The sequence below is a fragment of the Pseudomonas oryzihabitans genome (assembly GCF_024652905.1).
Taxonomy (GTDB): domain Bacteria; phylum Pseudomonadota; class Gammaproteobacteria; order Pseudomonadales; family Pseudomonadaceae; genus Chryseomonas; species Chryseomonas benzopyrenica.
In genome coordinates this window covers 3,270,001-3,296,156 of the sequence record NZ_CP102428.1, presented here as the reverse complement: position 1 = coordinate 3,296,156, position 26,156 = coordinate 3,270,001, and the positions used below count along the sequence as shown (strand labels likewise).

The following is a 26,156-nucleotide window of genomic DNA, read 5'->3' as shown; positions in this document are numbered from 1 at the left end:
GCGCTATGGTTATTGTCTGGGCGCCGCGGGCGCGGGTTGGCCGCGCGCAAACGGCTGCTATAGTCCCGGCGCATCCGGCACAAGTCAATGTTCGGTGTTACGGCTGTGTTACCGCGCAGGTGACGACGGTACCAGTCGTTCCAGGCCCTCGAAAGGACAGGCGGACAGCAGGTCCGGCAGCCGGCGGCCATCGGGCAGGTGCAGCTCGGGGGCCAGGTCGGCCAGGGGGTAGAGCACGAAGGCGCGCGCCTGCAGGTGGTAGTGCGGCACCTGCAGGCGCGGCTCGTCGATCAGCCGCTCACCGAACAGCAGGATATCGATGTCCAGGGTGCGCGGACCCCAGCGCTCGTCCTTGCGCACGCGCCCCTGCTGCTGCTCGATGGCCTGGGTGGCATCAAGCAGCGCCAGGGGGGCGAGGGCGGTGTCCAGCGCGGCGACGGCATTGACGTAGCGGGGCTGGTCGGGCGGCCCCAGGGGATCGCTGGCATAGAAGGCGGAGACCGCCACCGGCTGGCTGTCAGGCAGCTGGGCCAGGGCCTCCAGGGCGGCGTCCAGCTGCCGCCGCGGCTCAGCCAGGTTGCTGCCCAGGCCGAGATAGACCCTTTCCATCATTCGTCGCCGGACGTGGGCGCATCCGAGGTGCGCCGCTTGCGATTGCTGCCGCCACGGCGCCGCCGCTTGGCCGGCGCGCCGTCTTCCCGGCTGAGGTTCTTGATCATCTCGCGTCGCTGGCTGTCACCGACTTCCTGGTAGCGCGTCCACCACTCGCCCAGGCCACCGGTTTCCTCGCCGGCGCTCTCGCGCAGCAGCAGGAAGTCGTAGCCGGCGCGGAAGCGCGGATTTTCCAGCAGTTGATCGGCGCGCTTGCCCTGACGGCGCGGCAGGCGCTCCTGCATGTCCCAGATCTCGCGCATGGGCATGGTGAAACGCTTGGGGACGGCGGTGCGCTGGCACTGCTGCTGGGTCAGGTCGTGGGCGGCTTCCTGCATGGCCGGAATGGGCGGCAGGCCGCGATCCTGGTGATAGCGGACGCGCTCGGGCAAGGCCGGCCAGAGCAGGGCGGCGAACAGGAAGGCCGGGGTGACCGGCTTGCCTTCGCGGATACGGGTGTCGGTGTTGGCCAGAGCCTGGCGGATCAGGCTGCCGGCGTACTCCGGGTCGCGCTCCAGAGCCTCGCCACTGGCCGGGAACAAGGGGGCGAACAGGCCGTACTGGCAGAGCAACTCGAAGGTGCGCTCCGCCTTGCCGCCCAGGAGCAGCTTGATGATCTCGTCGTACAGCCGCGGCGCGGGTATGTCGCGCAGCAACGGCGCCAGGCGGCTGATGGGTTCGGCGGTGGCGGTCTCGATCTCGAAATCCAGCTTGGCGGCGAAACGCACGGCGCGCAGCATCCGCACCGGATCTTCCAGGTAGCGCTGCTCCGGATCGCCGATCAGACGGATCTGCCGCAGGCGGATGTCCTGGGTGCCATTGGCGTAGTCGAGAATGCGTTCGCCGCTGGCATCGTAGTAGAGCGCGTTGATGGTGAAGTCGCGCCGCTGGGCATCCTGTTCCTGGTTGCCATAGATGTTGTCGCGCAGGATCCGGCCGCTTTCATGGCGCGAGCCCTGGGCTTCGTCTTCGGCATCCCCGGTGGGGTGATTGGCGCGGAAGGTCGCCACCTCGATGATCTCACGGCCGAAATGCACATGGACCAGCTTGAAGCGCCGGCCGATGACCCGCGCATTGCGGAATTCGGCCCGCACCTGCTCGGGCGTGGCACTGGTGGCGACATCGAAGTCCTTGGGCTCGAAACCCAGCAACAGGTCCCGGACGCAACCGCCCACCAGGTAGGCCTGATAACCCGCCTTTTCCAGCCGGTCGACCACGCTCAAGGCGTAACGACTGATCCGCTCTCGTTCCAGAGCATGCTGACTGCGGGGCAGTTCGATGGGCAAGGCAGGCGCGGGCGGAGTACGCCGCAGGGGCGAGCGCAGAGTCTGGATCAGCTTCTTCAGCATGCGAGTTTCTGTTCGGAGAGACGGCTATACGCAATCTGGCCCATAGCAGGAACCGTTGCGCAATAGATAAGGAGGGGATCTTGAACGAGGGAGGGGAGGCTGTCAAAGGCACTGGGGGAGCCGAAGCTCCCCCCCAAAGTGGTACGTGCTTTGTTTTTATTGTCTATCCAGACCTCTTGTTTTTCTTGTGTGGTCTGTCCCGTGCGGATACCGGCCGCCGGAAAGGCTCTGAAGTCTAGAGCCAAGAGCAAACGGATTACTTTGGAAGCTGATGCCGTCAGGATCATTCCTGCTCTGCCTGGTACGGGTGCTGCCTCGGGGCAGTTTTGTTGTTCTCTGGCCTGACATCGCGCGGACCATCCCGCTAGACGACTCTTCTCCAAAATGATCAGTTAGCTACGCCTCCGCCTGCTTGTTCTTGTTGTGCTGGAGTCGCTACGTCTTGTTTTTATTATGGAGGGGATACGTTGTTATTGTTCTTGTACGAGAACATAAAGCAGATGCCGTGCCAGTTTTGAAAAATGCATTGAAATCAGTGGTTTGCGAAAAATGTAGCCTGTTTGCTTGGAGGCTACAGGCAAATTTTCGTTACCTCTGAACCCGCCGCCTGTTACGGCGGTAACACATTGCAAAGGATGAGGAGGCGGAGGGAGAGGGTGTTACCGCGGGACGCATCGGCTGTCACGTCCCGGCGCGGATCAGCTGGCGTCGCTGCTGGCACTGGCCTTGCGGCGCGGGATGCCCAGGCGCTGACGACGTTCCCACAGGCACTTGCGGCTGACGCCCAGCTTGCGGGCCAGCTCGGTCTCGGTCATGTGGTCCTGGTGTTCGAGCACGAAGTGCTGGAAGTAGTCCTCCAGCGACAGGTCCTCGGTGGGCTCGTGGGCGCCATTGCCGTTACCCAGGCCCGTGCTGGGCAGCGGATCCAGGTAGCTGTCGGCCAGCTCCAGCTCGCCGAGCTCGACGTCGATGCCCAGCTGATCGGCATTGATCTCCTGGCCTTCGCTGAGGATCACCGAGCGCTCGATGGCGTTCTCCAGCTCACGCACGTTGCCCGGCCAGCTGTAATGGCGGATGGCCGCCTCGGCTTCGGCGCCGAACTTGAGCCCCGGGCGACTCATGCGCGCCGATTGCCGCGCGAGGAACACCCGGGCGATCTCCATGACGTCGCCCCCGCGCTCGCGCAGGGCGGGCAGGCGCAGGGAGATGACGTTGAGGCGATAGAAGAGGTCTTCGCGGAACTGGCCGATCTTGGCCAGGCCCTTGAGATCCCGGTGGGTCGCGGCGATCAGGCGCACATCGACCTTTTGCGACTGCACCGAACCGACCCGGCGGATCTCGCCTTCCTGCAGCACGCGCAAGAGGCGTGCCTGGGCTTCCAGCGGCAATTCGCCGATCTCGTCGAGAAACAGGGTGCCGCCGTCGGCTGCCTCCACCAGGCCGGTGCGGCTGGCGCTGGCGCCGGTGAAGGCGCCCTTCTCGTGGCCGAAGAGTTCGGATTCGATCAGGGTTTCGGGAATGGCCGCGCAGTTGACCGAGATCAGCGGCGCCTTGGCCCGGCGCGACAGGTTGTGCAGCGCGCGCGCCACCAGTTCCTTGCCGGTGCCCGATTCGCCCTGGATGAGCACGGTGGAGTCGGTGGGGGCGACCTTGCGGATCTTGCCGAAGAGGTCCTGCATCGGCGCGCAGTTGCCGATGATGCCGATCTCGCCGGTGGCTGGCGGCGGTGTGACGCTTTCCTCGGCGGCTACCGGCGGGCGCTGCTCGCGCTCCACCAGGATGCGCGCCACGGCCTGCAGCATCTCGTCGTGATCGAAGGGCTTGGCGATGTAGTCCACCGCGCCCTGCTTCATGGAATCGACCGCCGATCTCAGGCTGGCGTAGCTGGTCATGATCAGCACCGGCTTGCCCTTGGCGAGATCGATCATCTCGGTGCCGGGGGCGCCGGGCAGGCGCAGATCGCTGATGACGAGATCGAAGCTGGGGACGTCGTAGAGATCCTGGGCTTCCTGGACGGAGCCGGCTTCGCTGATGCGGAACTGGTTGCGCTCGAGCAGGCGGCGCAACGCCGAACGGATGATCTTCTCGTCTTCGACAATCAGGATATGGGCCATCAAGTGCGCTCTCTTACGGGAAGGCAAGACGACCCACGCCAGGCAGCGTGTCTTGTCGCGGTCGTCTGGACTTCCGAATGCTTTAGCAGATCCATCCAGCAGGCGGATGGGTCCGTCACGGCGCCTCCGGCAACCCGAGATAGCGCGGCAGCAGTACCCGAATGCGGGTGCCCTGGCCGGTCACGGGGTCGGTAGGACTATCGATCATTATCTGACCATAATGCTCTTCTACGATGGAATAGACCAGCGCCAAGCCAAGCCCCGTCCCCTTGCCCGGATCCTTGGTGGTGAAGAAGGGTTCGAACAGGCGACTGACGATGGCCTTGGGGATGCCGCTGCCCTCGTCCTCGACGCTCAGGGTCACCGTCTGGCCATGGGCCTCGCTGCGCACCCGGATCGGCGCGCCGGCCGGCGAGGCGTCGCGGGCGTTGGATAGCAGGTTGATCATGACCTGCACCAGGCGCTGGGGATCGCCCTGCACATAGTGCTCGGGGTCGCAGAGATTGAAGAAGTCGACGTCCACGCTCTGGCGGTTGAGCGAGAGCAGGGCGATGGCTTCCTGGGCCGCCTCGGCCACGCACACCGGTTCATGGGCCTGCTGGCGGCCACCGGCATGGGCGAAGCTCATCAGCGACTGGACGATGCGGGTGATACGGCGGGTCTGCTCGATGATCTGGCTGCTGATCTCGTCGATCTCTTCGTCCGCTTCGCGTTCCTCGCGCAGATTCTGCGCCAGGCAGGCGATGCCGGTGACCGGGTTGCCGATCTCGTGGGCCACGCCAGCGGCCAGGCGGCCGATGGAGGCCAGGCGCTCGGAGTGGATCAGGCGGTCTTCCAGCAACTGGGTCTCGCTGATGTCTTCCACCACCAGCACGGTGCCGTTGCTGCCCACCGCCAGGGGTTCGTCGATGGTCGCCTTGTGCAGGTTGAGCCAGCGCTGCTCGTGTTCCTGGGGCAGTCGCTGCTTGTAGAGGTGCTGCTGCGCCGGCTCGGCGAGAAAGCGTTCAAACAGGTTCTGCCAGGGATCGGGCAGGGCGCTCAGGCGCGAGCCCACCACCCGGGCGCCGTCGATACCGGTGAGGTCTTCCATGGCGCGGTTCCACATGAGGATTTCGCGGTCCCGGGCCAGGGAGCAGACGCCCATGGGCAGTTCCTGCAGGGTCTGGCGGTGATAGCGGCGCAGGGCGTCCAGCTCGGCGGCGAGACCGGTCAGGCGCGACTGGTAGTCTTCCAGGCGGTTCTCGATGAAGTGGATGTCTTCGGTGGCATAAGCCTCGCTTTCCGCCTTGAACGGCAGAAAGGTCTCGACGATGTCCTGGGCGACCCGCGGGCCCATCAGGCCGGACAGGTTAGCCTCGATGCGATCGCGCAGGCGGCGCAGGGCATAGGGGCGGCGCTCGTCGTAGGGCAGCAGCAGATCGGCCAGGGCGCGCTCGACTTCCTTCTGCGCGGTCTTGGCACCGAGTGGCTTGGCCAGCTGGGCGGCGAAGTCCTGGGGCGAGCCGGCCGCCAGTTCGCGGCGTTGCGGGCGGCGGACGTTGTCCACCGCGCAGGCCTCGGCGGCGCTCTTCTCTTCTTCGCTGGCTTCGGTGAACAGCGAGACCAGGGCGAACACCAGCACGTTGACGGTCAGCGAGGCCACGGCGGCGAGGTGCCAGTTGCTGGCGCTGATGCGATAGCTGAAGACGCCGATGTGCAGCGGATTGATGTCGGCCACCAGCGGCATGAGCATGCTCAGGAACCACAGGCCCAGGCCGCACAGCAGGCCGGCGATGAAGCCCTTGCGATTGGCCGTCTGCCAGTAGAGCACCGAGAGTGCGCCGGGCAGGAACTGCACGGTGGCGACAAAGGAGACGATGCCCAGGCTGGAGAGGTCGCCATGGCCCTGCAGCAGACGATAGAAGCCGTAGCTGCCAAGGATGATGGCGGCGATCAGCATGCGCCGGGTCATGCGCAGCCAGCGATAGATGTTGCCGTCGGTGGGCGGCTGGTAGAGCGGCAGCACGATGTGGTTGAGCAGCATGCCCGACAGCGCCATGGTCACCACGATGATCAGGCCGCTGGCCGCCGACAGCCCGCCGACGAAGGCCACCAGCGCCAGCAGCGGATTGTCCAGCGCCAGACCCACGCCGAGGGTGAAGTACTCCGGCGGCGTCGGCGAACCCAGCGCCAGGCCACCCCAGAGAATCGGCGGCACCGCCAGGCTGATCAGCAGCAGGAACAGTGGCAGCCCCCAGCTGGCGCTGACCAGCGCCTGGGGACTGAGGTTCTCGGTGAAGGCCATGTGATACATGTGCGGGGTGACGATGGCCGCGGCGAAGAACACCAGCAGCAGGATCCGCCAGGGGCCTTCCTGCAGCGGGGTGTGCAGGGTGGAGAGGGCGCTCTGGTTCTGCTGCAGCCAGGTCTCCAGGCCGTTGGGCCCACCGAACACGGTATAGAGGGTGACGCCGCCGACGATGCCCAGGGCCAGTAGCTTGACCAGGGATTCGAAGGCGATGGCCACCACCAGGCCTTCGTGGCGCTCCTTGGAGTTGATCTGGCGTGCGCCGAAGAGCATGGCGAACAGGGTGATCAGCAGGCAGAAGCCCAGCGCCGGGGCGTCCTGGGCGCGGGCCTGCACCAGGATGCCGGTGCTGGTGGCCACCGCCTGGATCTGCAGTGCCAGGAGCGGCAGCACGGCGATCAGCATGCCCAGGCTGGTCAGGGCGCCGGCCCAGGTGCTGCGGAAGCGGAAGGCGAAGAGGTCGGCCAGGGACGCCAGCTGGTAGGCGCGGGTCAGCCGCAGGATGGGATAGAGCAATACCGGCGCCAGCAGAAAGGCGCCGCACAGCCCCAGGTAGTAGGCGAGAAAGCCGTAGCCGTAGTCGTAGGCCAGGCCCACGGTGCCGTAGAAGGCCCAGGCGCTGGCATAGACGCCCAGCGACAGGGTGTAGATCAGCGGATGCCGCACCAGCCGGCGCGGCACCCAGCCCTTCTCGGTCATCCAGGCGACACCGAAGAAGATCAGCAGGTAGCCGGCGCTGATCAGGACCAGTTGGGACAGACTAAAGCTCGTCGGCATCGCGCTGGCTCTGCAGGATGAAGGTCACCACGATGAGGATGAGCCACAGCAGGTAGGGGCGATACCAGGCGCCGCTGGGAGCGATCCACCAATCCATGATGGCGGGGGAGAACAGATAGATGCCTACCACGAGGAGCAGGACCAACCGGTAGATGTACATGCGCGGTTCCCGAACGGCGATGGCGCCATGGTAAAGCAAAAGCGCTATACCCCGGAGCGCCACGGTTCTACCGTGAAGGCCTCTTTATCCACTGGAGATCGACGATGACCAGGCCTCGCCTCGCCGCCGTGCTGGAAACCGCGCTCTATGCCGCCGATCTGCCCAGCGCCCGGCGCTTCTACGAGGAGGTGCTGGGACTGGCCCCGATGTTCGCCGACGAACGCCTGGCCGCCTATGCGGTGGGCGCCAGTGTGCTGTTGCTGTTCCAGCGGGGCACCACCGAGCAACCGGTCCGGCTGCCGGGCGGCTGCATTCCGTCCCATGGCGCCCAGGGCTGTCAGCACCTGGCCCTGGCGATCGGAGCGGACGAGCTGGAGCCCTGGATCGCGCACCTGGCGGCGGCCGGGGTAGCCATCGAAGCGCGCACCCAGTGGCCTCGTGGCGCGATCAGTCTGTACTTCCGCGATCCGGACGGGCATCTACTAGAGCTGGCCACGCCTGGACTCTGGCCCAACTACTAGGCGGGCAGCTGGGCTTCGGCCAAGTGCGGAACCCGCGGGATCAGCGCGGCATCCCAGTGGGCGACGCCCCAGGCCAGCACCTTGGCCGGGGCTTCCTCGGCCAGCTCCGCACGGGTCGGCTGGCCCAGGGTGCGCAGGGCGCGTACCAGCAGGGCCCCGGCCTGCTCGGGCGGCAGCGGCGGCGAGCGGTAACTTTTGCCTAGCTTGTGGCCATCGGGCTGGATCAGCAGCGGGACGTGTAGATAGCGCGGCGCCGGATGGCCGAGCAATTCCTGCAGGTAGAGCTGGCGCGGCGTGGAGTCCAGCAGGTCGGCGCCGCGCACCACGTCGGTCATGCCCTGCAGGGCATCGTCCATCACCACCGCCAGCTGATAGGCGATCAGGCCGTCGCGGCGCTGGATGACGAAGTCGCCCACCGCGCGACCCAGGTGCTGGCGGAATTCGCCCTGGACGCGATCGACGAAGCGGTAGTCCAGCTCCGGGACACGGATGCGGATAGCGGCGTCCGTCGCCGGCAGGCCGCGATTGCGGCAGTGCCCGGGGTAGAGGCCGCCACTGCCTTCGAGCTGCTTGCGCGAACAATCGCAGGCATAGGCAAGGCCGCTGGCCAGCCACTGCGCGATGACCGCCCGGTAGGCGTCCTGACGTTCGCTCTGGCGCAGCACCGGACCGTCCCATTCGAAGCCGTAGGCTTCCAGGGTGGTGAGAATGGCCGCCTGGGCACCCGGGACCTCGCGCGGCGGGTCCAGGTCTTCCATGCGCACCAGCCACTGCCCGCCTGCGGCGCGGGCATCCAGATAGGAGGCGAGGGCGGCGACCAGCGAACCGAAATGCAGATAGCCGCTGGGGGTGGGGGCGAAACGGCCGACATAGGGGCGCCTGGACATAGCTCATCCTGTGAATGCCGGAAAGAACAAAGGGCGCCGTAGCGCCCTCGTCGGTGAGGCAGCGGGGCTCAGGTCCCGGTCTGCTTCTCGCGGATCTCAGCCAGCGTCTTGCAGTCGATGCACAGACTGGCGGTCGGGCGGGCTTCCAGGCGACGGATGCCGATTTCCACGCCGCAGGAGTCGCACCAGCCGTATTCGTTGTCTTCGATCAGCTGCAGCGTCTCGTCGATCTTCTTGATCAGCTTGCGCTCGCGGTCGCGGGCACGCAGTTCCAGGCTGAATTCCTCTTCCTGGGTGGCGCGATCGGCCGGGTCGGCGAAGTTGGCCGCTTCTTCCTTCATGTGGTGCACGGTGCGATCGACTTCTTCGCGCAGTTCCTGCTTCCACTTGTTCAGAATGCCGGTGAAGTGGGCGCGCATGCGCTCACTCATGTATTCCTCGCCCTTGCTGGGCTGGTAGGGTTCGTAGCCACGGGCCAGATGATTGTTCTGCTGATTTGCTTCGCTGGGCATGATTGACCCTCTCACTTTCGCTGATCCTGTCCACAGGCTGGATGCGTTTCCAGGCCTCTCCATGTTGGAACGCCTGGGGGCTGTGGCTGCCGATGGCGTCCCGCGCAATGCCGACGCCAGGCTGAATATGTTCTCGACTGGCCAGTCGCCCTGCGGATGCAAGCCGGCGAACTTACCAGAAGCTTCCAGGGGGCGCTACTACCGGCCTCCCGCTCCTTGCCGACGCGGTGGATGCCGGTCTGCGAAGCCTTGGTTAGAATCCCGCCTTCGCCACAAGTTCGGACCCCTTCCATGTCCAATTCCTACAGCGCGCGCAGCCAGGCCATCGAGCCCTTCCATGTGATGGCCTTGCTGGAGCGCGCCAACCAGCTCCAGGCCGCCGGACACGACGTCATCCACCTGGAGATCGGCGAGCCCGATTTCACCACGGCCGCCCCGGTGGTCGCCGCTGGCCAGGCGGCCCTGGCGGCCGGTCAGACCCGCTACACCGCGGCCCGCGGCCTGCCGGAATTGCGCCAGGCCATCGCCGCCTTCTATGGCGAGCGTTATGGCGTCGACCTGGATCCGGAGCGGGTGCTGATCACCCCTGGCGGCTCGGGCGCGCTGCTGCTGGCCAGCGCCCTGCTGGTCGATCCCGGACGTCACTGGCTGCTGGCCGATCCCGGCTATCCTTGCAATCGTCACTTCCTGCGCCTGGTGGAAGGCGCGGCCCAGCTGATTCCGGTCGGCGCCGACACCCGCTATCAGCTCACCCCCGAGCTGGTCGAGCGGCACTGGCAAGCCGACAGCGTCGGCGCCCTGGTGGCCTCGCCGGCCAATCCGACCGGCACCCTGCTCGATCGCGACGAACTCGCCGGGCTGTCGGCCGCGCTCAAGGCGCGTGGCGGCCATCTGGTGGTGGATGAGATCTACCACGGCCTGACCTACGGCCTGGACGCGCCCAGCGTGCTGGAAGTGGACGACGCGGCCTTCGTGCTCAACAGCTTCTCCAAGTACTTCGGCATGACCGGCTGGCGCCTCGGCTGGCTGGTGGCGCCGCGCGCTGCGGTGCCGGAGCTGGAAAAGCTGGCGCAGAATCTCTACATCAGCGCCTCCACCGTGGCCCAGCAGGCCGCCCTGGCGTGTTTCACCCCTGAAGCCATGGCCATCTTTGAAGCACGCCGCGCCGAATTCGCCCACCGTCGCGACTACCTGCTGCCGGCGCTGCGTGCCCTGGGCTTCAGGATCGCCGTCGAGCCCCAGGGCGCCTTCTATCTCTATGCCGACATCTCCGCCTTCGGCGGCGATGCCTATGCCTTCTGCCAGTTCCTGCTGGAGACCGAGCACGTGGCCATCACCCCGGGCCTGGACTTCGGTCGCCATCGCGCCGACACCCATGTGCGCTTCGCCTACACCCAATCGCTGCCGCGCCTGGAAGAGGCCGTTGCCCGCATCGCCCAGGGCCTGCAGCGCTGGAGTACCCGGTGAGATTCGAGCCGCCCCTGGAAGAGGGTCGCCTGCTGCGCCGCTACAAGCGCTTTCTCGCCGACATCGAGACCGCCAGCGGCGAGGTATTGACCCTGCATTGCCCCAATACCGGTTCCATGCTCCATTGCCAGCCGCCGGGCGCCCGCGTCTGGTTCAGCCGTGCCAGCGGCCCCAAGCGCAAGCTGCCCGGCACCTGGGAGCTGGTCGAGACGGATCATGGGCGACTGGCCTGCATCAATACTGCCCGTGCCAATCGCCTGGTGGAGGAGGCCTTGCTGGCCGGCGGCATTCCCGAACTGACCGGCTTCACCGCCCTGCGCCGGGAGGTAGCCTACGGTCTGGAAAACAGCCGCGCCGATTTCCGCCTGGAGTATCCCGCGGGGCCGCTGTACCTCGAGGTGAAGAGCGTCACCCTGGGCTTCGCCGATACCGCTATCGCCGCCTTTCCTGATGCGGTGACCACCCGCGGTACCCGCCATCTGCGTGAGCTGGCGGCACTGGCCGCGGCCGGCGAGCGGGCGGTGCTGCTCTATTGCGTGCTGCTCGACGGCATCGAGGCGGTACGCCCGGCGGCTGAAATCGATGCCGCCTATGCCCTGGCTCTGGGCGAGGCACGCCGGCAGGGCGTGCAGGTGCTGGCTTATGGGGCACGGCTCTCGCCCGTGGGTCTGCAACTGGACCGACCCCTGCGCCTGGCTGACCATTAGGTCAGCCAAAAGCTGATCGGTCGGACAGCTTCTGGCAGGCGCCTTGCTTGCGCTTGTCGCCCATCGATCGCCGCTACCAGGCGATCCTGTTAGGAGTCTCTTGATGATCTCTGTGTTGGGCATGCTGTTGCTGGTGGCCATCGCCATCCTCTTCTCCCGCCAGCGGCGCGCCATTCGCGTGCGTACCGTGCTCGCGGCCTTTCTGTTGCAGGCGGGGCTCGGCCTGTTCGTCCTCTACATTCCCTGGGGCCAGCAGGTGCTCGGCAGCGTCTCCGGGGCCGTCTCGTCGCTGCAGCTCTATGCCGACAAGGGCATCGAATTCCTCTTCGGCGGCCTCGCCGGACCCAGGATGTTCGAGTACTTCGGTAACGGCGGCTTCGTCTTCGCCGTGCGGGTGCTGCCCCTGATCGTGTTCTTCGGCAGCCTGATCGCAGTGCTCTACTACCTGGGCATCATGGGCTGGATCATCCGCCTGGTGGGTGGGGCGCTGCATGCCCTGCTCGGCACTAGCCGGGTGGAGTCCACCACCGTTACCGCCACCCTGTTCCTCGGCCAGTCGGAAATGCCGCTGGTGGTGCGGCCCTTCATCGCCGAGCTCACCCGCTCGGAGCTGTTCGCCATCATGGTCGGCGGTTTCGCCGCGGTGGCCGGCTCGGTGCTGCTGGGCTACGCCGGCATGGGCGTGGAGCTCAAGTACCTGATCGCCGCCAGCTTCATGGCCGCGCCGGGTGGATTGCTGATGGCCAAGCTGATGGAGCCGGAGACCGAGCAGCCTCGCGACCAGGCCATGAAGACCCTGGGGGAGGGCGAGGAGCGCCCGGCCAACGTCATAGACGCAGCCGCCGAAGGCGCTCAGGTCGGTTTGCGCGTGGCCCTGGCGGTCGGTGCCATGCTGCTGGCCTTCATCGCTCTGATCGCCTTGCTCAACGGCATCCTCGGCTGGTGCGGCGCCTGGTTCGGCCTGCCGCAGCTGAGCATGCAGCTGGTGCTGGGCTATCTACTGGCGCCGGTCGCCTTCCTGATCGGCGTGCCCTGGAGCGAGGCGGTGCAGGCCGGCGGCTTCATCGGCCAGAAGCTGGTGCTCAACGAATTCGTCGCCTATGCCGACCTCTCGACCTACCTGGATCCGCTCAAGGCGGCGGCAGCGGGGGTGCAACCCCTGTCGGCGCACACCCAGGTCATCGTCACCTTCGCCCTCTGTGGCTTCGCCAACCTGTCCTCCATCGCCATCCAGCTCGGCGGCCTGGGCGGCATCGCCCCCCAGCGGCGTCACGAACTGGCCCAGTTGGGCCTGCGCGCCATGCTCGGTGGCACCCTGGCCAACCTGATGAGCGCGGCCCTGGCCGGCTTCTTCGTCAGTCTCTAAGCCCCGCTGGCCCGGTCGCACGACCGGGCTAGACTCAGCTCGCTCCTTTCGTTTTCCGAGGTACTCCCGATGTCCGCTGTCCCTGCTGCAACCCTCGAACACCTGCTGGCCGAAGCCGTCACCGCCTCCCAGCGCGCCTATTGCCCGCATTCCGACTTCCCCGTGGGCGCCGCCCTGCTGACCGCCGAAGGTGCGGTCGTCCATGGCTGCAACGTGGAAAACATCTCCTATGGGCTGACCAACTGCGCCGAGCGCAGCGCCCTGTTCGCTGCCGTCAGCCAGGGCCTGCCGCCGCGCAGCTTCACGGCCATGGCCATCCATTCACCGGGTGTGCCCCTGATCAGCCCCTGCGGCGCCTGCCGCCAGGTGCTGCTGGAATTGATGGCGCCCGACGCGACCATCGTCTGCAGCGGCAGTGAGCCCGGCCGCACCCGGATCTGGACCCTGGCCGAGCTGCTGCCCGGCGCCTTCGACGACTTCTAAGGAGTCCGCCCATGTGGCTCGCCCAGGAAGTGATCCGCCAGAAGCGCGATGGCCTGGAGCTGTCCGCTACGGATATCCGGCGTCTGGTCGGCGGCATCGCCGATGACAGCCTCAGCGAAGGCCAGATCGCCGCCTTCGCCATGGCCACCCTGCTGCGCGGCATGACCGCCGCCGAGCGCACCGCCCTGACCCTGGCCATGCGCGACAGCGGCCAGGTGCTGCACTGGGACCTGCCGGGGCCGGTGGTGGACAAGCATTCCACCGGCGGTGTGGGCGATCTCACCAGCCTGGTACTGGCCCCGCTGCTCGCCGCCTGTGGTTGCCATGTGCCGATGATCTCCGGGCGCGGCCTGGGCCATACCGGCGGCACCCTGGACAAGCTGGAGAGCATCCCCGGCTATCGCATCCGCCCTGGCCTCGCGCGCTTTCGTCAGGTGGTGGCCGAGGTGGGTTGCGCCATCGTCGGTCCGGACGCCGATCTGGCCCCGGCCGATCGCCGCCTCTATGCCATCCGCGACGTCACCGCCACGGTGGAATCGGTGGACCTGATCACCGCCTCCATCCTGGCCAAGAAACTGGCTGCTGGCCTGGACGTGCTGGTCATGGACGTCAAGACCGGTGGCGGCGCTTTCATGGTCGAGCGCGACGCGGCCCTGCGCCTGGCCGATAGCCTGGTCGAGGTCGCCGAGGCCGCGGGGGTGCGTACCCGCTCCCTCATCACCGACATGAGTCAGCCCCTGGCGCGCAGCGCCGGCAATGCCCTGGAAGTGGAGGAGGCCATCGCCCTGCTGGCCGGCGAGGTGCGCAGTGAACGACTCTGGCAGGTGATTCAGGCCCTGGCCGAGGAGACGCTGCAACTGGCTGGACTGGCCAGGGATGCCGCCACCGCCGAGCGCCTGGTGCTGGAGGCCTGGCAGAGCGGCGGCGCCCTGGCGCGTTTCGCCGCGATGAACCTGGCCCTGGGCGGCCCGTCCGACCTGACCGAGCGGCCCTGGCAGCATCTGCCCCGGGCTCAAGAGGTACGCGCCGTCCATCCGGCACGCCCGGGCTGGGTGCAGCAGGTCGATACCCGCGCCCTTGGCTTGCTGGTCGTCGAGCTGGGTGGCGGGCGGCAACGTCCGGAAGATGAAGTGGATCCCGCGGTGGGCCTGGCCGGCCTAGCACTGCCGGGTGAGCGGGTGGACGAGAGTCGGTCCCTGGGCCTGATCCATGCCCGTGACGCTGACAGTGCAGCGCGGGCTGCCCGGCAGCTGCAGGCGGCCTATGTCCTGGGGGAAGAGCGACCGGCTGATCCAGTGCCGGCCTTGCTGGATCGGCGCTAGCCACCAAATCGCAGACAAAAAAAAGACCCGGCAGAGCCGGGTCCAAAACCGTGATTAGCCTGATGAGGAGATAACCCGAAAGACCACTGCTGGACTTTCTGTTATCGACCGATCTCGCGACCGGCTGAGTTGAATAATAACAATTCTCATTCCATCGTCAAGCGTATTCGAGAATATTTCTTAATTACTGGCGATTGGCCGCTCCGAGACGCTGCGCAGGCGGGTCACTTCCTTGTTCAGCGTGTCGATATGGCGCGCCATGTTCTCGATCAGGCTGTGGGCGATGCGCGGGGTGGTCTCCATCAGCGAGACGAACTGATCCTGGGGAATCACCAGCACGGTGCAGACCGTCTTGGCGATCACGCTGGCGGTACGCGGCGTATGGGTGAAGACCGCCAGGGCACCGACGATCTCGTCCTGGCAGACCTCGCCGACCTTGCAGCCGTCCACCCAGGCCTCGGCATGTCCTTCGGTGATGACGAAGACATGTTCGGCCGAATCGCCCTGGCGGATGATGACCTCGCCGGCGGCATAGCGCCGGAAGCCAGTGGCCGGCTGGGTGACCGGCGGCTTGAGGCGGATCAGCGCCTGGGCCAGCAGCGATTGCTGGCCCAGCAGGTACCTCAGCAGGGCATCGCGCTGAACCGGGGTGGCGGTCGCCGCCGTGAGAAAGGTCTCGCGGTCATAGGGCAGCACCAGGACGTCGGCCTCGCTCTCGTAATTGAGGATCGGCAGATCCAGGGTGCGCCCGAGGCCGATCAGGTCGCCTTCGCCAAGCTGGAACAGCGCCCGCTGATCCAGGACCACCCGCAACGGGCCACGCTGGATCAGATAGACCTCGTCGTTGCGCATCCAGTCCTGCAACAGGGCGGCGGGAGTCAGCTGCAGCGGCTGCCGACTCGGCGCCACACCACTGACCAATTGCGCCGGAATGGCCTGCAGCGCCTGACGCAATTGATCGACATAGGGAGGCTGATCGCCGATGAGGTACATGGTGCCAATTCCTTCTTGTTACGCAGAGGTTGTGACGTGGGTCGCACGATAAGCCGCTCGTCGGCGACCGTAAATCCACAACTCCACGGGCTGTGACGGAACGCTTGTTCTGCCCCCCAGGAGGTCGTGGTCAGGCCTGGGCGCGACCCAGTCGGCGCAGCAGGCGAGCCGGCAAGGCCTCCAGTTGCCCGGCGCGTCCCAGCTCCACCACCAGCGCGCGATCCTGCTCGGCTGGTTCGAGCGGATCCTGGGCCTGGCGCTGGGCCGCCACCACCGCGAGGGTGGCTTCGGAAGGATCGGTCCCCTCGGCCTGGCGCTCCTGCAGCCAGCGGGCGATGAGTTCATCGTCCGCCTGGCAGTCGATGATCAGCAGGGGCGCGGCCTGGGCCTCGGCGAGTGCCTGGGCCGCGGCGCGCTGGCCCTGCTTGAGGTAGGTGGCGTCGAGCACCAGCGGATAGCCGGCCGCCAGTACCTGGGCGCCGATCTCGTGCAGCCGCGCATAGGTGGCTTCGCCGGCCGCCGCGCTGTAGCGGGTGGCCTCGTCGCTGTCGGCATAGAGACGCTGGCGCTCGACATCGGATCTCAGGCGAATGGCGCCGAGCGCCTCGACCAGGGCCAGGGCCACGGTGCTCTTGCCGATGCCCGAGACGCCGTGCATCACCGCCGCGAAGGGCTGGGGCACCTGGGTGTAGCCCTCGGCCAGCGCGGTGTAGCTGCGATAGCTGGCCAGGATCTCGGCTCGCAGTGCCGGCTCCTCGGCCTGGCCCAGGCGGAAGAGGGCGATCTTGGCGCGCACCATGGCGCGGTAGGCCTTATAGAAGTCGAGCAGGGCGAGGCCGCTGTAGTCGCCGGTCGCCTCGAAGTAGGCGTTGACGAATCTGTTGCTCAGCGTCTTGAGTCCGCGGTCTTCCAGGTCCATGGCCAGGAAGCCGGCATCGCCCATGGTGTCGGTCAGGCGGAAGGGCTCGTTGAACTCGATGCAGTCGAACAGCACCACCTCGCCATCGAGCAAGGTGGCGTTGGCCAGGTGGATGTCGCCGTGGCATTCGCGGATGAAGCCGTCCCGGCAGCGGGCCTCAAACAGCGGCAGCAGGCGCGCGTAGCTGGCTTCGGCCCAGGCTTCGAGCTGGTCGAGCTGGTCGAGATCGGCCGCCTCGTTGAGCATGGCGCGGATCTGCTCGAAATTCTGCCGTACCGGCGCCATGGCAGCGTCCGGGGTGCACAGCGGATGCGTGGTCGCCACCTGGGGCGCCGACAGGTGGAAGCGGGCGATCTGAGCGGCCAGGGCGTCGATGTGCGCCTGGGTCAGTTCGCCGCGCTGCTGCACCTCGCTGAGCAACTGGCTCTGCGGGAATTCGCGCATGCGCAGGGCGTATTCGATGACCGGACCGCTGCCGCCCAGTTCGGGGGCGCCTTCGCTGCCGGTGATGGCCACCACGTCCTGATAGAGGTCGCGGGTCAGACGCTGATTGAGTCGCAGCTCCTCGCGGCAGAAGTGGCCGCGGGCCTCTAGGTCAGTGAAGTCGAGGAAGCCGAAATTCACCGGCTTCTTGATCTTGTAGGCGACCTCGCCGGTCAGCACGACCCAGGAAATATGGGTTTCGATGACCCGGAACGCCGAGGTGGGATGGGGATAGAGCGCCGGGTTCTGCAGGGCGGAAATCAGGAGCTGGCTCACGGGCGGTCCTTGTAGGGAATGGATGGCGGCATTATCGCTGCCAGGGCTGCCTGCGCAAGCCGCGACACCGGGAAGGGGCGTCCTTGAACCCCAGCTGACGAAGCGCTGGCGCGCCGCTGTCGGCCACCGGGCAAGTGCGTATAATGCGCCGCCATGAAGCGACCCCGATCCTCTCGTTCCCGCAAGCGCAAGACCTTTGACTGGCGCCGCCTGTCCGGCTGGGCAGTCAAGCTTGGTCTGGTCGCGCTGGTAGCCCTGGCTGGCGTATGCATCTATCTGGATGCCGTGGTCCAGGAAAAATTCTCCGGCAAGCGCTGGACCATTCCGGCCAAGGTCTATGCCCGGCCGCTGGAGTTGTTCAACGGCGTCAAGCTCAGCCGTGACGACTTCCTCACCGAACTCGATGCCCTCGGCTATCGCCGCGAAAAGACCGTGGATGGCCCCGGCAGCGTCTCCGTGGGTGCCTCCACGGTCGAGCTGAATACCCGCGGCTTCCAGTTCTACGAAGGCGTCGAGCCGGCCCGGGCGATCCGCGTGCGTTTCGCCGGCGGCACCGTCTCCGGCATCAGCGCCCTGGATGGCAGCAATCTCGCCGTGGCGCGTCTCGAACCGCTGATGATCGGTGGCATCTATCCGGCGCACAACGAGGATCGCATCCTCATCAAGCTCGACCAGGCGCCAGCGCATCTGGTCGATGGCCTGGTGGCCGTCGAGGACCGCGAGTTCTGGCATCACCATGGCGTCTCGCCCAAGTCCATCGCCCGGGCGGTCTGGGTCAATGCCACCAGCGGCCAGGTGCGCCAGGGCGGCAGTACCCTGACGCAGCAGCTGGTCAAGAACTTCTACCTCACCAACGAGCGCAGCATCACCCGCAAGGGCACCGAAGCCCTGATGGCGCTGCTGCTGGAGCTGCACTACAGCAAGCAGGAGATCCTCGAGGCCTATCTCAACGAGGTGTTCCTCGGTCAGGACGGCTCGCGCGCCATCCACGGCTTCGGCCTGGCGGCCCAGTACTTCTTCGGCCAGCCCTTCAGCGAACTGAAACTGCATCAGGTCGCCCTGCTGGTCGGCCTGGTGAAGGGTCCGTCCTACTACAACCCGCGCCGCTACCCCGAGCGCGCCATGACCCGCCGCAACCTGGTACTCGACCTCATGGCCGAGCAGGGCGTGGTCAGCGCCACCGAGGCCGAGGCGGCCAAGGCCCGCCCGCTGGGTATCACCAAGGCCGGCAGCCTGACCAACAGCTCTTTCCCGGCCTTCGTCGACCTGGTCAAGCGCCAGCTCAAGCAGGACTACCGCGACGAAGACCTCACCGAGGAAGGGCTGCGCATCTTCACCAGCTTCGACCCCATCCTGCAGACCAAGGCCGAGGCGGCTATGGGCGAGACCATGAAGCGCATTGATGGCCGCAAGGGTGCGGAAAACGTCGAGTCGGCCATGGTGGTGACCAATCCGGAAACCGGTGAAGTCCAGGCGCTGCTGGGCGGGCGCGATCCGCGCTTCGCCGGCTACAACCGCGCCCTCGATGCGGTGCGCCAGGTGGGTTCGCTGATCAAGCCGGCGGTCTATCTCACCGCCCTGGAGCGCCCCAGCAAGTACACCCTGACCACCCTGATCCAGGACGAGCCCTTCTCGGTCAAGGGCGCCGACGGCCAGGTCTGGCGGCCACAGAACTACGAGCACAAGGCACACGGCACCATCTTCCTCTACCAGGGGCTGGCGCATTCCTACAACCTTTCCACGGCACGCCTGGGCCTGGACCTCGGGCTGCCCGAGGTGCTCAAGACCGTCGAGCGGCTGGGCGTGAGTCGCGCCCTGCCGCCCTATCCGGCGACCCTGCTCGGGGCCGGCGCTCTGACGCCCATGGAAGTGGCGACGATGTACCAGACGTTGGCTAATGGTGGCTTCAATACGCCGCTGCGCAGCATCCGCAGCGTGCTCGATGCTAATGGCGAGCCGCTCAAACGCTATCCCTTCCAGATCGAGCAGCGCTTCGATACTGGCGCCATCTACCTGGTGCAGTACGCCATGCAGCGCGTCATGCGCGAGGGCACCGGGCGTTCGGTCTACAACCAGATCCCCACCAGCGTGAATCTGGCGGGCAAGACCGGTACCACCAACGATTCCCGCGACAGCTGGTTCTCCGGCTTCAGCCAGGATCTGCTGGCGGTGGTCTGGCTGGGTCGCGACGACAATGGCAAGACGCCGCTGACCGGTGCCACCGGTGCGCTGCAGGTCTGGAGCAACTTCATGCGCCGCGCCGATCCGGTCTCCCTGGACATGCCGGTGCCGGACAACATCACCCAGGCCTGGGTCGATGCCACCACTGGCCGCGGCACGGATCCTTCGTGTCCCAATGCCGTGCAGATGCCTTATATTCGCGGCAGTGAGCCGCCACCGGGTGCCTCCTGTGGCGCACCGGCCGCGCCCGCCACGGGCGGGAACGGCAACGGGGGCAATCCGGTCATGGATTGGGTCAAGGGCTGGTTGAATTGAGAGGTCGCAAGGTGACGAAAGCAGTCTGGCCGGTGGTGATCGCCGGTGTTCTCCTCGCGGGTTGCGCCGCGCCGCAACGTGGTGCCATCCCCGTGGTCGATTCCGGCGGTCCGGTGTCCAACGGCGAACTCTATCGCCAAGGCAACAACCGACCCCTGCCGGCGCAACGCCAGGCCCCGGTGGCGGCAGCGCCCAGCGCGCCGGCCGATACCGGGGTGACCGTCATGGTACCGGGCGGCAGTTCCGCGCCCCTGGAAACCTATGCCGCGCCAGCGGCCTCGGCGCCGCTGATCACCTCGTCCAGCCCCAGCGCCCCGCCCACCCAGGCGCCGGTGCAGCCGAGCTATTCGCAGCCGGTCTATCCGCCCGCTACGCAAAACGGTTCCACAGCGGCCAACAGGGCGCCGACCGGAATCCCGTCCGCGAGTAACTCCAGTGGCGGCGGTCTCGCCGCCGACGAACAGCTCGATGGCCCGGTGCTGGCGCTGCTGACCACCGCCCAGCAACAGCAGGGTGGTGGCGATCTCAACGGCGCCTCCTCAAGCCTGGAGCGTGCCCAGCGCATCGCGCCGCGCGAGCCCCAGGTGCTCTATCGCCTGGCCCAGGTACGCCTGGCGCAGAACGATCCCGCCCAGGGCGAGCAACTGGCCCGGCGCGCCCTGACCTATGCCAACGGACGGCCGGCCCTGCAGGCCAGTCTCTGGCAGCTGATCGCCCAGGCCCGCGAGGCCCAGGGCGATGCCTCCGGGGCCGCTCTGGCCCGGCAGAAGGCTCAGGTGGGTACCTGATGGACGAGCGCCTGCCCGCCCTGGCCGATCAGCTGCTGCAGATCGAACGTGAATTGCGCCTGCTCGGCTGGTGGTCGGCGCAGGCGCCCAGCGCGGAGGCCCTGGCCAGCCAGGAGCCCTTCTGCGTGGATACCCTGAGTTTCGCCCAGTGGCTGCAGTGGATCTTCGTGCCGCGGATGAAGTTGATCATCGAAAGCGATGCGGTCCTGCCGGCGCGCTCGGGCATCCGGCCGATGGCCGAGATGGTCTATCAGGGCAATCTCGATCCGGTCCTGCCCCTGCTCGCGTCCCTGGCCGAATTCGACCGCATCATCGAAAGCGCCTGAGCTACTTGCCGCAGTTCTGCTCGATGGACAGCTGGGTGTCGGCCAGGCGCTGCTGACGTTCCTCTTCGCTCAGCCGCCGCGTCTCGCCCCGACCGGACTGCACCAGGATGCGCGGGTTGTTGCGCAGTTGTGCCAGATTCTGCCGCGCCTGATCGCACTGCTCCTTGAGCTTGTTCTGTTCCTCGCGCACCTGGGCCTTCACCCGTCGATCCAGTTCCTGTTGCTGGGCATCATTGGACACCGACGGTTGCTGGGTGCCGTTGGGCATCTTGTAGGTGGGCGCGCTGCCCCCGCCATTGATCTGCGGCGCCGTCTTCACGTCCACCTCCTTGGCCTTCTGGCCCTCAGGCGGCTGGGCACTGAAATGGGTGACACCCTTGTCGTCGGTCCACTTGTAGACCTGCGCGGCCTGGGCGGACAGGCTGCAGGCGAAAGCCAGGGCGGAAAGCCAGAAGATCGAGCGCATGGGAATCCTGGAAGGGGAGAGGACAGGACTTCACTATAAGAGGAGACGTCGACCTTTTCATCACGGCTGATCGCCGACGACCGATTGCGCCCGGTTGCACCTTTCGGCTTGACTTGCACCGGTCGAATGCGAACAATCCAAAGTTCGCTGTAGCGAGTCGGCCCAAAGCTGACTGCTCGGCAGACCATGAGGTGCCTACCCGCGCCGCCACAGTCAAATACCCTGCACCGCGTTACCTCGCGTCGGGTGGAAGCTCCAGCATTCATCGGAATCTTCCAACAAGGCTTTCTAGGCAGCTGAATCGTCGGTGACCACCGTCGCCCATGCTCTGCCTTGCAGTCAACCGAACCTTGAGCGTCCACCAATGGGCGCTCGCCATGCGTGGAATGAGGTGATACGTGGAGCTATTAACTGGCGCTGAGATGGTCGTCCGCTTCTTGCGCGACGAGGGCGTGAAACACATCTACGGGTACCCGGGCGGTGCCCTGCTGCACATCTACGACGCCCTGTTCAAGGAACCGGCGCTCAACCACATCCTGGTTCGTCACGAGCAGGCCGCCACCCACATGGCTGACGGCTATGCCCGCGCCACCGGCAAGGCCGGCGTGGTCCTGGTGACCTCCGGCCCCGGTGCGACCAATGCCATCACCGGCATCGCCACCGCCTACATGGACTCCATTCCCATGGTCGTCCTGTCCGGTCAGGTGCCGAGCAACATGGTGGGCACCGACGCCTTCCAGGAAACCGACATGGTCGGTATCTCCCGGCCGATCGTGAAGCACAGCTTCATCATCAAGCACCCCTCCGAGATCCCCGAAGTCCTCAAGAAGGCCTTCTACCTCGCTGAGTCCGGCCGTCCCGGTCCGGTGGTGGTCGACATCCCCAAGGACATGGGCGATCCGACCAAGAAATACGAGTACGTCTATCCGAAGAAGATCAAGCTGCGCTCCTACAATCCGGCGCAACGTGGTCACTCCGGGCAGATCCGCAAGGCCGTCGAGATGCTGGTGGCGGCCAAGCGTCCCATCCTCTACGCCGGTGGCGGCGTCATCCTCGGCGGTGCCTCCGCGGCCCTCACCGAGCTGGCACGCCTGCTCAACCTGCCGGTCACCAACACCCTGATGGGTCTCGGCGGCTATCCGGGCAGCGATCGCCAGTTCCTCGGCATGCTCGGCATGCACGGCAGCTACCCGGCCAACCTGGCCATGCACCACAGCGACGTCATCCTCGCCGTGGGCGCGCGCTTCGATGACCGCGTCATCAACGGCGCCACGCGCTTCTGCCCGAACGCCAAAATCATCCATGTCGACATCGACCCGGCGTCGATCTCCAAGACCATCAAGGCCGACGTGCCCATCGTCGGTCCGGTCGACAGCGTCCTCGCCGAGATGGTCGCCGTGGTCCGCGAGCTGAGCGAGAAGCCCCATGCCGAAAGCCAGGCCGCCTGGTGGAAGCAGATCGAGGAATGGCGCGGCGGCCGCGAGATGTTCCCCTACGACAAGGGCGACGGCAGCATCATCAAGCCGCAGACCGTCATCGAGACCCTGTACGACGTCACCGCGGGCGATGCCTATATCACCTCCGATGTCGGCCAGCACCAGATGTTCGCCGCCCAGTACTACCGCTACGACAAGCCCAATCGCTGGATCAACTCCGGCGGCCTCGGCACCATGGGCTTCGGCTTCCCGGCGGCCATGGGCGTCAAGCTCAACTTCCCGGACGCGGATGTCGCCTGCGTCACCGGCGAAGGCAGCGTGCAGATGAACATCCAGGAACTCTCCACCTGCATGCAGTACGATCTGCCAGTGAAGATCGTCTGCCTCAACAATGGCGCCCTGGGCATGGTCCGCCAGTGGCAGGACATGCAGTACAGCAGCCGCTACTCCCACTCCTACATGGAATCCCTGCCGGACTTCGTCAAGCTGGCCGAGGCCTATGGCCACGTCGGCATGCGCATCGAGCGTCTGGAAGACCTCAAGCCGATGATGGCCGAGGCCTTCGCCATGAAGAATCGCCTGGTCTTCCTCGACATCGCCGTGGACAACACCGAACACGTCTACCCGATGCAGATCAAGGATGGCGCGATGCGCGACATGTGGCTGAGCAAGACGGAGCGGACCTGAACATGAGACACATCATCTCCCTGCTGCTGGAAAACGAGCCCGGCGCCCTGTCCCGCGTGGTCGGCCTGTTCTCCCAGCGCAACTACAATATCGAAAGCCTCACGGTCGCCGCGACCGAGGACCCGACCCTGTCGCGCCTGACCCTGACCACCATCGGCCAGGAAGAGACGGTCGAGCAGATCACCAAGAACCTCAACAAGCTCATCGAGGTGGTGAAACTGGTCAACCTGTCAGAGAGTGCTCACATCGAGCGCGAACTCCTGCTGATCAAGGTCAAGGCCACCGGCGCCCAGCGCGCCGAGGTCAAGCGCACCACCGATATCTTTCGCGGCCAGATCGTCGATGTCGGCAGTAGCGTGTATACCATTCAGCTGGCGGGCACCAGCGAGAAGATCGACAGCTTCATCCAGGCGATCGGCGCCGCGTCCATCCTCGAGGTGGTGCGTAGCGGCGTGACCGGAATTTCCCGTGGCGACAAAGCCCTGAGCATCTGATACCCCCTTTTCCAGGAGAACCTGCAATGCGCGTTTACTACGACAAAGACTGTGACCTTTCCATCATCCAGGGCAAGAAGGTCGCCATCATCGGCTACGGCTCCCAGGGCCACGCCCACGCCTGCAACCTGAAGGACTCCGGCGTCGACGTCGTCGTCGGTCTGCGCAGTGGCTCGGCCACCGTGGCCAAGGCCGAGGCCCATGGTCTGACCGTCAAGCCGGTCAAGGACGCCGTCGCCGCCGCTGACGTGGTCATGATCCTGACCCCCGACGAATTCCAGTCCAAGCTGTACAAGGACGAGATCGAGCCGAACCTGAAGCAGGGCGCCACCCTGGCCTTCGCCCACGGTTTCGCCATCCACTACAACCAGGTCGTGCCCCGCGCTGACCTGGACGTCATCATGATCGCCCCCAAGGCCCCGGGTCACACCGTGCGTTCCGAGTTCGTCAAGGGCGGCGGCATCCCTGATCTGGTCGCCGTCCACCAGGACGCCTCCGGCAATGCCAAGAACGTCGCTCTGTCCTACGCCTGCGGCGTCGGCGGCGGCCGTACCGGCATCATCGAAACCACCTTCAAGGACGAGACCGAAACCGACCTGTTCGGCGAGCAAGCCGTGCTGTGCGGTGGTGCGGTCGAGCTGGTCAAGGCCGGTTTCGAAACCCTGGTCGAAGCCGGCTACGCGCCGGAAATGGCCTACTTCGAGTGCCTGCACGAGCTGAAGCTGATCGTTGACCTCATGTATGAAGGCGGCATCGCCAACATGAACTACTCGATCTCCAACAACGCCGAGTACGGCGAGTACGTGACCGGCCCCGAGGTGATCAACGCCGAGTCGCGCGCCGCCATGAAGAATGCGCTCAAGCGCATCCAGAACGGCGAGTACGCCAAGATGTTCGTGGCCGAGGGCGCGTCCAACTACGCCTCCATGACCGCCTACCGTCGCAACAACGCGGCTCACCCGATCGAGCAGGTCGGCGAGAAGCTGCGTGCCATGATGCCCTGGATCGCGTCGAACAAGATCGTCGACAAGACCAAGAACTGATCGGGCAGGGCGCTTGCCTTGAAACGAACGGTAAAAGACGCGGCCTCGGCCGCGTTTTTCATTGCACTGCCCACGACCCCGGCAATGCCTTAGCATGGGAGGTTAGGCTGAACCCTATCCTCAAGAGGTCAGTCCAATCCGTCAGGTAATGCCCAAGGAAAATCCATGAGCGAGCGTCCCGAAGAAACCCCGTCCAACACCAACACCGACGGCCTCATCCCCGTGGATGAACACATCGAGGAGACGCAGGACGCCCAGGGTCGCAAGATCAGACGCCGTGGCGTGTACCTGCTGCCCAATCTCTTCACCACCGCGGCGCTCTTTGCCGGCCTTTATTCCATCATCAAGGGTGTCGCGGCGCAGACCGCCTTCATCCAGGGGCAGTACGAGATTGCCTCCGCCGGCTTCTCGGCCGCCGCCGCCGCCATCTTCATTGCCATGGTCCTCGATGGCCTGGATGGCCGCGTCGCCCGCATGACCAATACCCAGAGTGCCTTCGGCGAACAGTACGACTCGCTCTCCGACATGGTCGCCTTTGGTGTCGCGCCGGCCATCCTGGCCTTCCAGTGGGCCCTGAGCGGCCTGGGCAATGTCGGCTGGGCCGTCGCCTTCATCTATGTAGCGGGCGCCGCCTTGCGCCTGGCTCGCTTCAACACCCAGATCGGTTCGGTGGACAAGCGCTACTTCATCGGCCTGGCCAGTCCTTCCGCGGCTGCCCTGGTGGCCGGTACCGTCTGGTGCTTCAGCGACTTCGGCATCCAGGGCTCCAAGCTGTCCCTGCTGGTGGCCCTGATGGTCGCTGCTGCTGGCATGCTCATGGTCAGCAACTTCAAGTACTGGAGCTTCAAGACCCTGGGCCTGAAGGGGCGGGTGCCCTTCGTGGTCATCCTGATCGCCGTACTGGTCTTTGCCGTGGTCTTCACCGACCCGCCGCGCGTCCTGCTGCTGGGTTTCCTGGCCTATGCCGTCTCCGGACCCTTCACCACCCTCTGGCGCAACCGCCGTATCGGTCGGGCCTAAGGGGCTATAAGAGAAGGGGCTGCGCGAGCAGCCCCTTCTTTTTAGCTTTTTGAAAATAAGCTGTTGACCTGTCCTGAAACTCCCCTATAATGCGCCCCACTTCCGGCGCAGATGCTGAAGCGGCTT

General features: G+C 66.0%; 23 protein-coding genes. 13 read left to right on the top strand and 10 right to left on the bottom strand.

Annotation, left to right across the window (positions count from 1 at the left end):
- Positions 1–108: 108 nt before the first annotated feature.
- From folK to NRG74_RS15225, 5 genes are all read right to left on the bottom strand, one after another.
- Positions 109–612, bottom strand: a complete 504-nt coding sequence (gene folK / locus NRG74_RS15245; protein ID WP_257704691.1) for a 2-amino-4-hydroxy-6-hydroxymethyldihydropteridine diphosphokinase — start codon at positions 610–612, stop codon at positions 109–111.
- Complete coding sequence (locus NRG74_RS15240) at positions 609–2,000, bottom strand: polynucleotide adenylyltransferase PcnB (protein WP_017640381.1); 1,392 nt, start codon at positions 1,998–2,000, stop codon at positions 609–611. The genes folK and NRG74_RS15240 overlap by 4 nt, the downstream gene beginning before the upstream one ends.
- 698 nt (positions 2,001–2,698) lie before the next feature.
- A complete protein-coding gene (locus NRG74_RS15235) occupies positions 2,699–4,114 on the bottom strand; it encodes a sigma-54-dependent transcriptional regulator (RefSeq protein WP_257704690.1) in 1,416 nt (471 codons plus the stop codon).
- 115 nt (positions 4,115–4,229) lie between these two features.
- The gene (locus tag NRG74_RS15230) at positions 4,230–7,178 is read right to left on the bottom strand and encodes a sensor histidine kinase (RefSeq protein WP_017640383.1); all 2,949 of its coding nucleotides are present in this window, start codon (positions 7,176–7,178) and stop codon (positions 4,230–4,232) included.
- Positions 7,162–7,338 (bottom strand): hypothetical protein, encoded by a 177-nt coding sequence (locus NRG74_RS15225; RefSeq protein WP_007159707.1) that lies wholly within the window; start codon positions 7,336–7,338, stop codon positions 7,162–7,164. The genes NRG74_RS15230 and NRG74_RS15225 overlap by 17 nt, the downstream gene beginning before the upstream one ends.
- 104 nt (positions 7,339–7,442) lie before the next feature.
- Between NRG74_RS15225 and NRG74_RS15220 the strand changes: the two genes are divergently transcribed.
- On the top strand, positions 7,443–7,859 hold the full coding sequence (locus tag NRG74_RS15220; RefSeq protein WP_064306790.1) for a VOC family protein: 417 nt from the start codon (positions 7,443–7,445) through the stop codon (positions 7,857–7,859).
- On the opposite strand, the gene gluQRS is transcribed toward NRG74_RS15220, so the two are convergent.
- Both gluQRS and dksA read right to left on the bottom strand, forming a co-directional pair.
- Complete coding sequence (gluQRS, locus tag NRG74_RS15215; RefSeq protein ID WP_257704689.1) at positions 7,856–8,746, bottom strand: tRNA glutamyl-Q(34) synthetase GluQRS; 891 nt, start codon at positions 8,744–8,746, stop codon at positions 7,856–7,858. The genes NRG74_RS15220 and gluQRS overlap by 4 nt on opposite strands.
- 68 nt (positions 8,747–8,814) lie before the next feature.
- The gene (gene dksA, locus NRG74_RS15210; protein WP_017640386.1) at positions 8,815–9,258 is read right to left on the bottom strand and encodes an RNA polymerase-binding protein DksA; all 444 of its coding nucleotides are present in this window, start codon (positions 9,256–9,258) and stop codon (positions 8,815–8,817) included.
- A 291-nt stretch (positions 9,259–9,549) separates the two neighbouring features.
- On the opposite strand from dksA, the gene NRG74_RS15205 reads away from it, so the two are divergent.
- The 5 genes from NRG74_RS15205 (at position 9,550) to deoA (ending at position 14,603) form a co-directional block, all read left to right on the top strand.
- Positions 9,550–10,725, top strand: a complete 1,176-nt coding sequence (locus NRG74_RS15205; protein WP_257704688.1) for a pyridoxal phosphate-dependent aminotransferase — start codon at positions 9,550–9,552, stop codon at positions 10,723–10,725.
- Entirely contained in the window at positions 10,722–11,432 is a 711-nt protein-coding gene (gene sfsA, locus NRG74_RS15200; protein WP_184288741.1) for a DNA/RNA nuclease SfsA, read from the top strand. Before NRG74_RS15205 ends, sfsA begins: the two co-directional genes overlap by 4 nt.
- A 103-nt stretch (positions 11,433–11,535) precedes the next feature.
- A complete protein-coding gene (locus tag NRG74_RS15195; RefSeq protein WP_017640389.1) occupies positions 11,536–12,798 on the top strand; it encodes a NupC/NupG family nucleoside CNT transporter in 1,263 nt (420 codons plus the stop codon).
- Positions 12,799–12,867: 69 nt separating this feature from the next.
- Positions 12,868–13,281, top strand: coding sequence for a cytidine deaminase (locus NRG74_RS15190; RefSeq protein WP_257704687.1), 414 nt, complete (start codon positions 12,868–12,870; stop codon positions 13,279–13,281).
- Positions 13,282–13,292: 11 nt separating this feature from the next.
- Positions 13,293–14,603, top strand: a complete 1,311-nt coding sequence (gene deoA / locus NRG74_RS15185) for a thymidine phosphorylase (protein WP_064306787.1) — start codon at positions 13,293–13,295, stop codon at positions 14,601–14,603.
- Positions 14,604–14,783: 180 nt separating this feature from the next.
- Here deoA and NRG74_RS15180 read toward each other — a convergent pair whose 3' ends face one another.
- Positions 14,784–15,596, bottom strand: a complete 813-nt coding sequence (locus NRG74_RS15180; protein ID WP_017640392.1) for a cyclic nucleotide-binding domain-containing protein — start codon at positions 15,594–15,596, stop codon at positions 14,784–14,786.
- Positions 15,597–15,726: 130 nt separating this feature from the next.
- Positions 15,727–17,274 (bottom strand): AAA family ATPase, encoded by a 1,548-nt coding sequence (locus NRG74_RS15175; protein WP_257704686.1) that lies wholly within the window; start codon positions 17,272–17,274, stop codon positions 15,727–15,729.
- Between the two features lie 153 nt (positions 17,275–17,427).
- Here NRG74_RS15175 and mrcB point away from each other — a divergent pair, with 153 nt between their 5' ends.
- From mrcB to NRG74_RS15160, 3 genes are read left to right on the top strand one after another with little or no spacing between them, the layout of a single operon-like run.
- Positions 17,428–19,770: a penicillin-binding protein 1B gene (gene mrcB, locus NRG74_RS15170; RefSeq protein ID WP_257704685.1), complete on the top strand. Its 2,343-nt coding sequence runs from the start codon at positions 17,428–17,430 to the stop codon at positions 19,768–19,770.
- Between the two features lie 11 nt (positions 19,771–19,781).
- Complete coding sequence (locus NRG74_RS15165) at positions 19,782–20,558, top strand: tetratricopeptide repeat protein (protein ID WP_257704684.1); 777 nt, start codon at positions 19,782–19,784, stop codon at positions 20,556–20,558.
- The gene (locus tag NRG74_RS15160; protein WP_007159693.1) at positions 20,558–20,884 is read left to right on the top strand and encodes a YqcC family protein; all 327 of its coding nucleotides are present in this window, start codon (positions 20,558–20,560) and stop codon (positions 20,882–20,884) included. The genes NRG74_RS15165 and NRG74_RS15160 overlap by 1 nt, the downstream gene beginning before the upstream one ends.
- A gap of 1 nt (position 20,885) precedes the next feature.
- On the opposite strand, the gene NRG74_RS15155 is transcribed toward NRG74_RS15160, so the two are convergent.
- Complete coding sequence (locus NRG74_RS15155) at positions 20,886–21,350, bottom strand: DUF4124 domain-containing protein (RefSeq protein ID WP_257704683.1); 465 nt, start codon at positions 21,348–21,350, stop codon at positions 20,886–20,888.
- Between the two features lie 398 nt (positions 21,351–21,748).
- Between NRG74_RS15155 and NRG74_RS15150 the strand changes: the two genes are divergently transcribed.
- The 4 genes from NRG74_RS15150 to pssA all read left to right on the top strand — a co-directional run bounded on the left by NRG74_RS15150 (position 21,749) and on the right by pssA (position 26,030).
- Positions 21,749–23,473 carry an acetolactate synthase 3 large subunit gene (locus NRG74_RS15150; RefSeq protein WP_184288720.1) on the top strand — a complete coding sequence of 575 codons (1,725 nt, stop codon included), beginning with the start codon at positions 21,749–21,751 and terminating at the stop codon, positions 23,471–23,473.
- Between the two features lie 2 nt (positions 23,474–23,475).
- Positions 23,476–23,967: an acetolactate synthase small subunit gene (gene ilvN, locus NRG74_RS15145; RefSeq protein WP_007159690.1), complete on the top strand. Its 492-nt coding sequence runs from the start codon at positions 23,476–23,478 to the stop codon at positions 23,965–23,967.
- Positions 23,968–23,993: 26 nt separating this feature from the next.
- Positions 23,994–25,010, top strand: a complete 1,017-nt coding sequence (ilvC, locus tag NRG74_RS15140) for a ketol-acid reductoisomerase (protein ID WP_017638576.1) — start codon at positions 23,994–23,996, stop codon at positions 25,008–25,010.
- A gap of 165 nt (positions 25,011–25,175) precedes the next feature.
- Positions 25,176–26,030, top strand: a complete 855-nt coding sequence (gene pssA / locus NRG74_RS15135; protein WP_017638575.1) for a CDP-diacylglycerol--serine O-phosphatidyltransferase — start codon at positions 25,176–25,178, stop codon at positions 26,028–26,030.
- Positions 26,031–26,156: the final 126 nt, after the last annotated feature.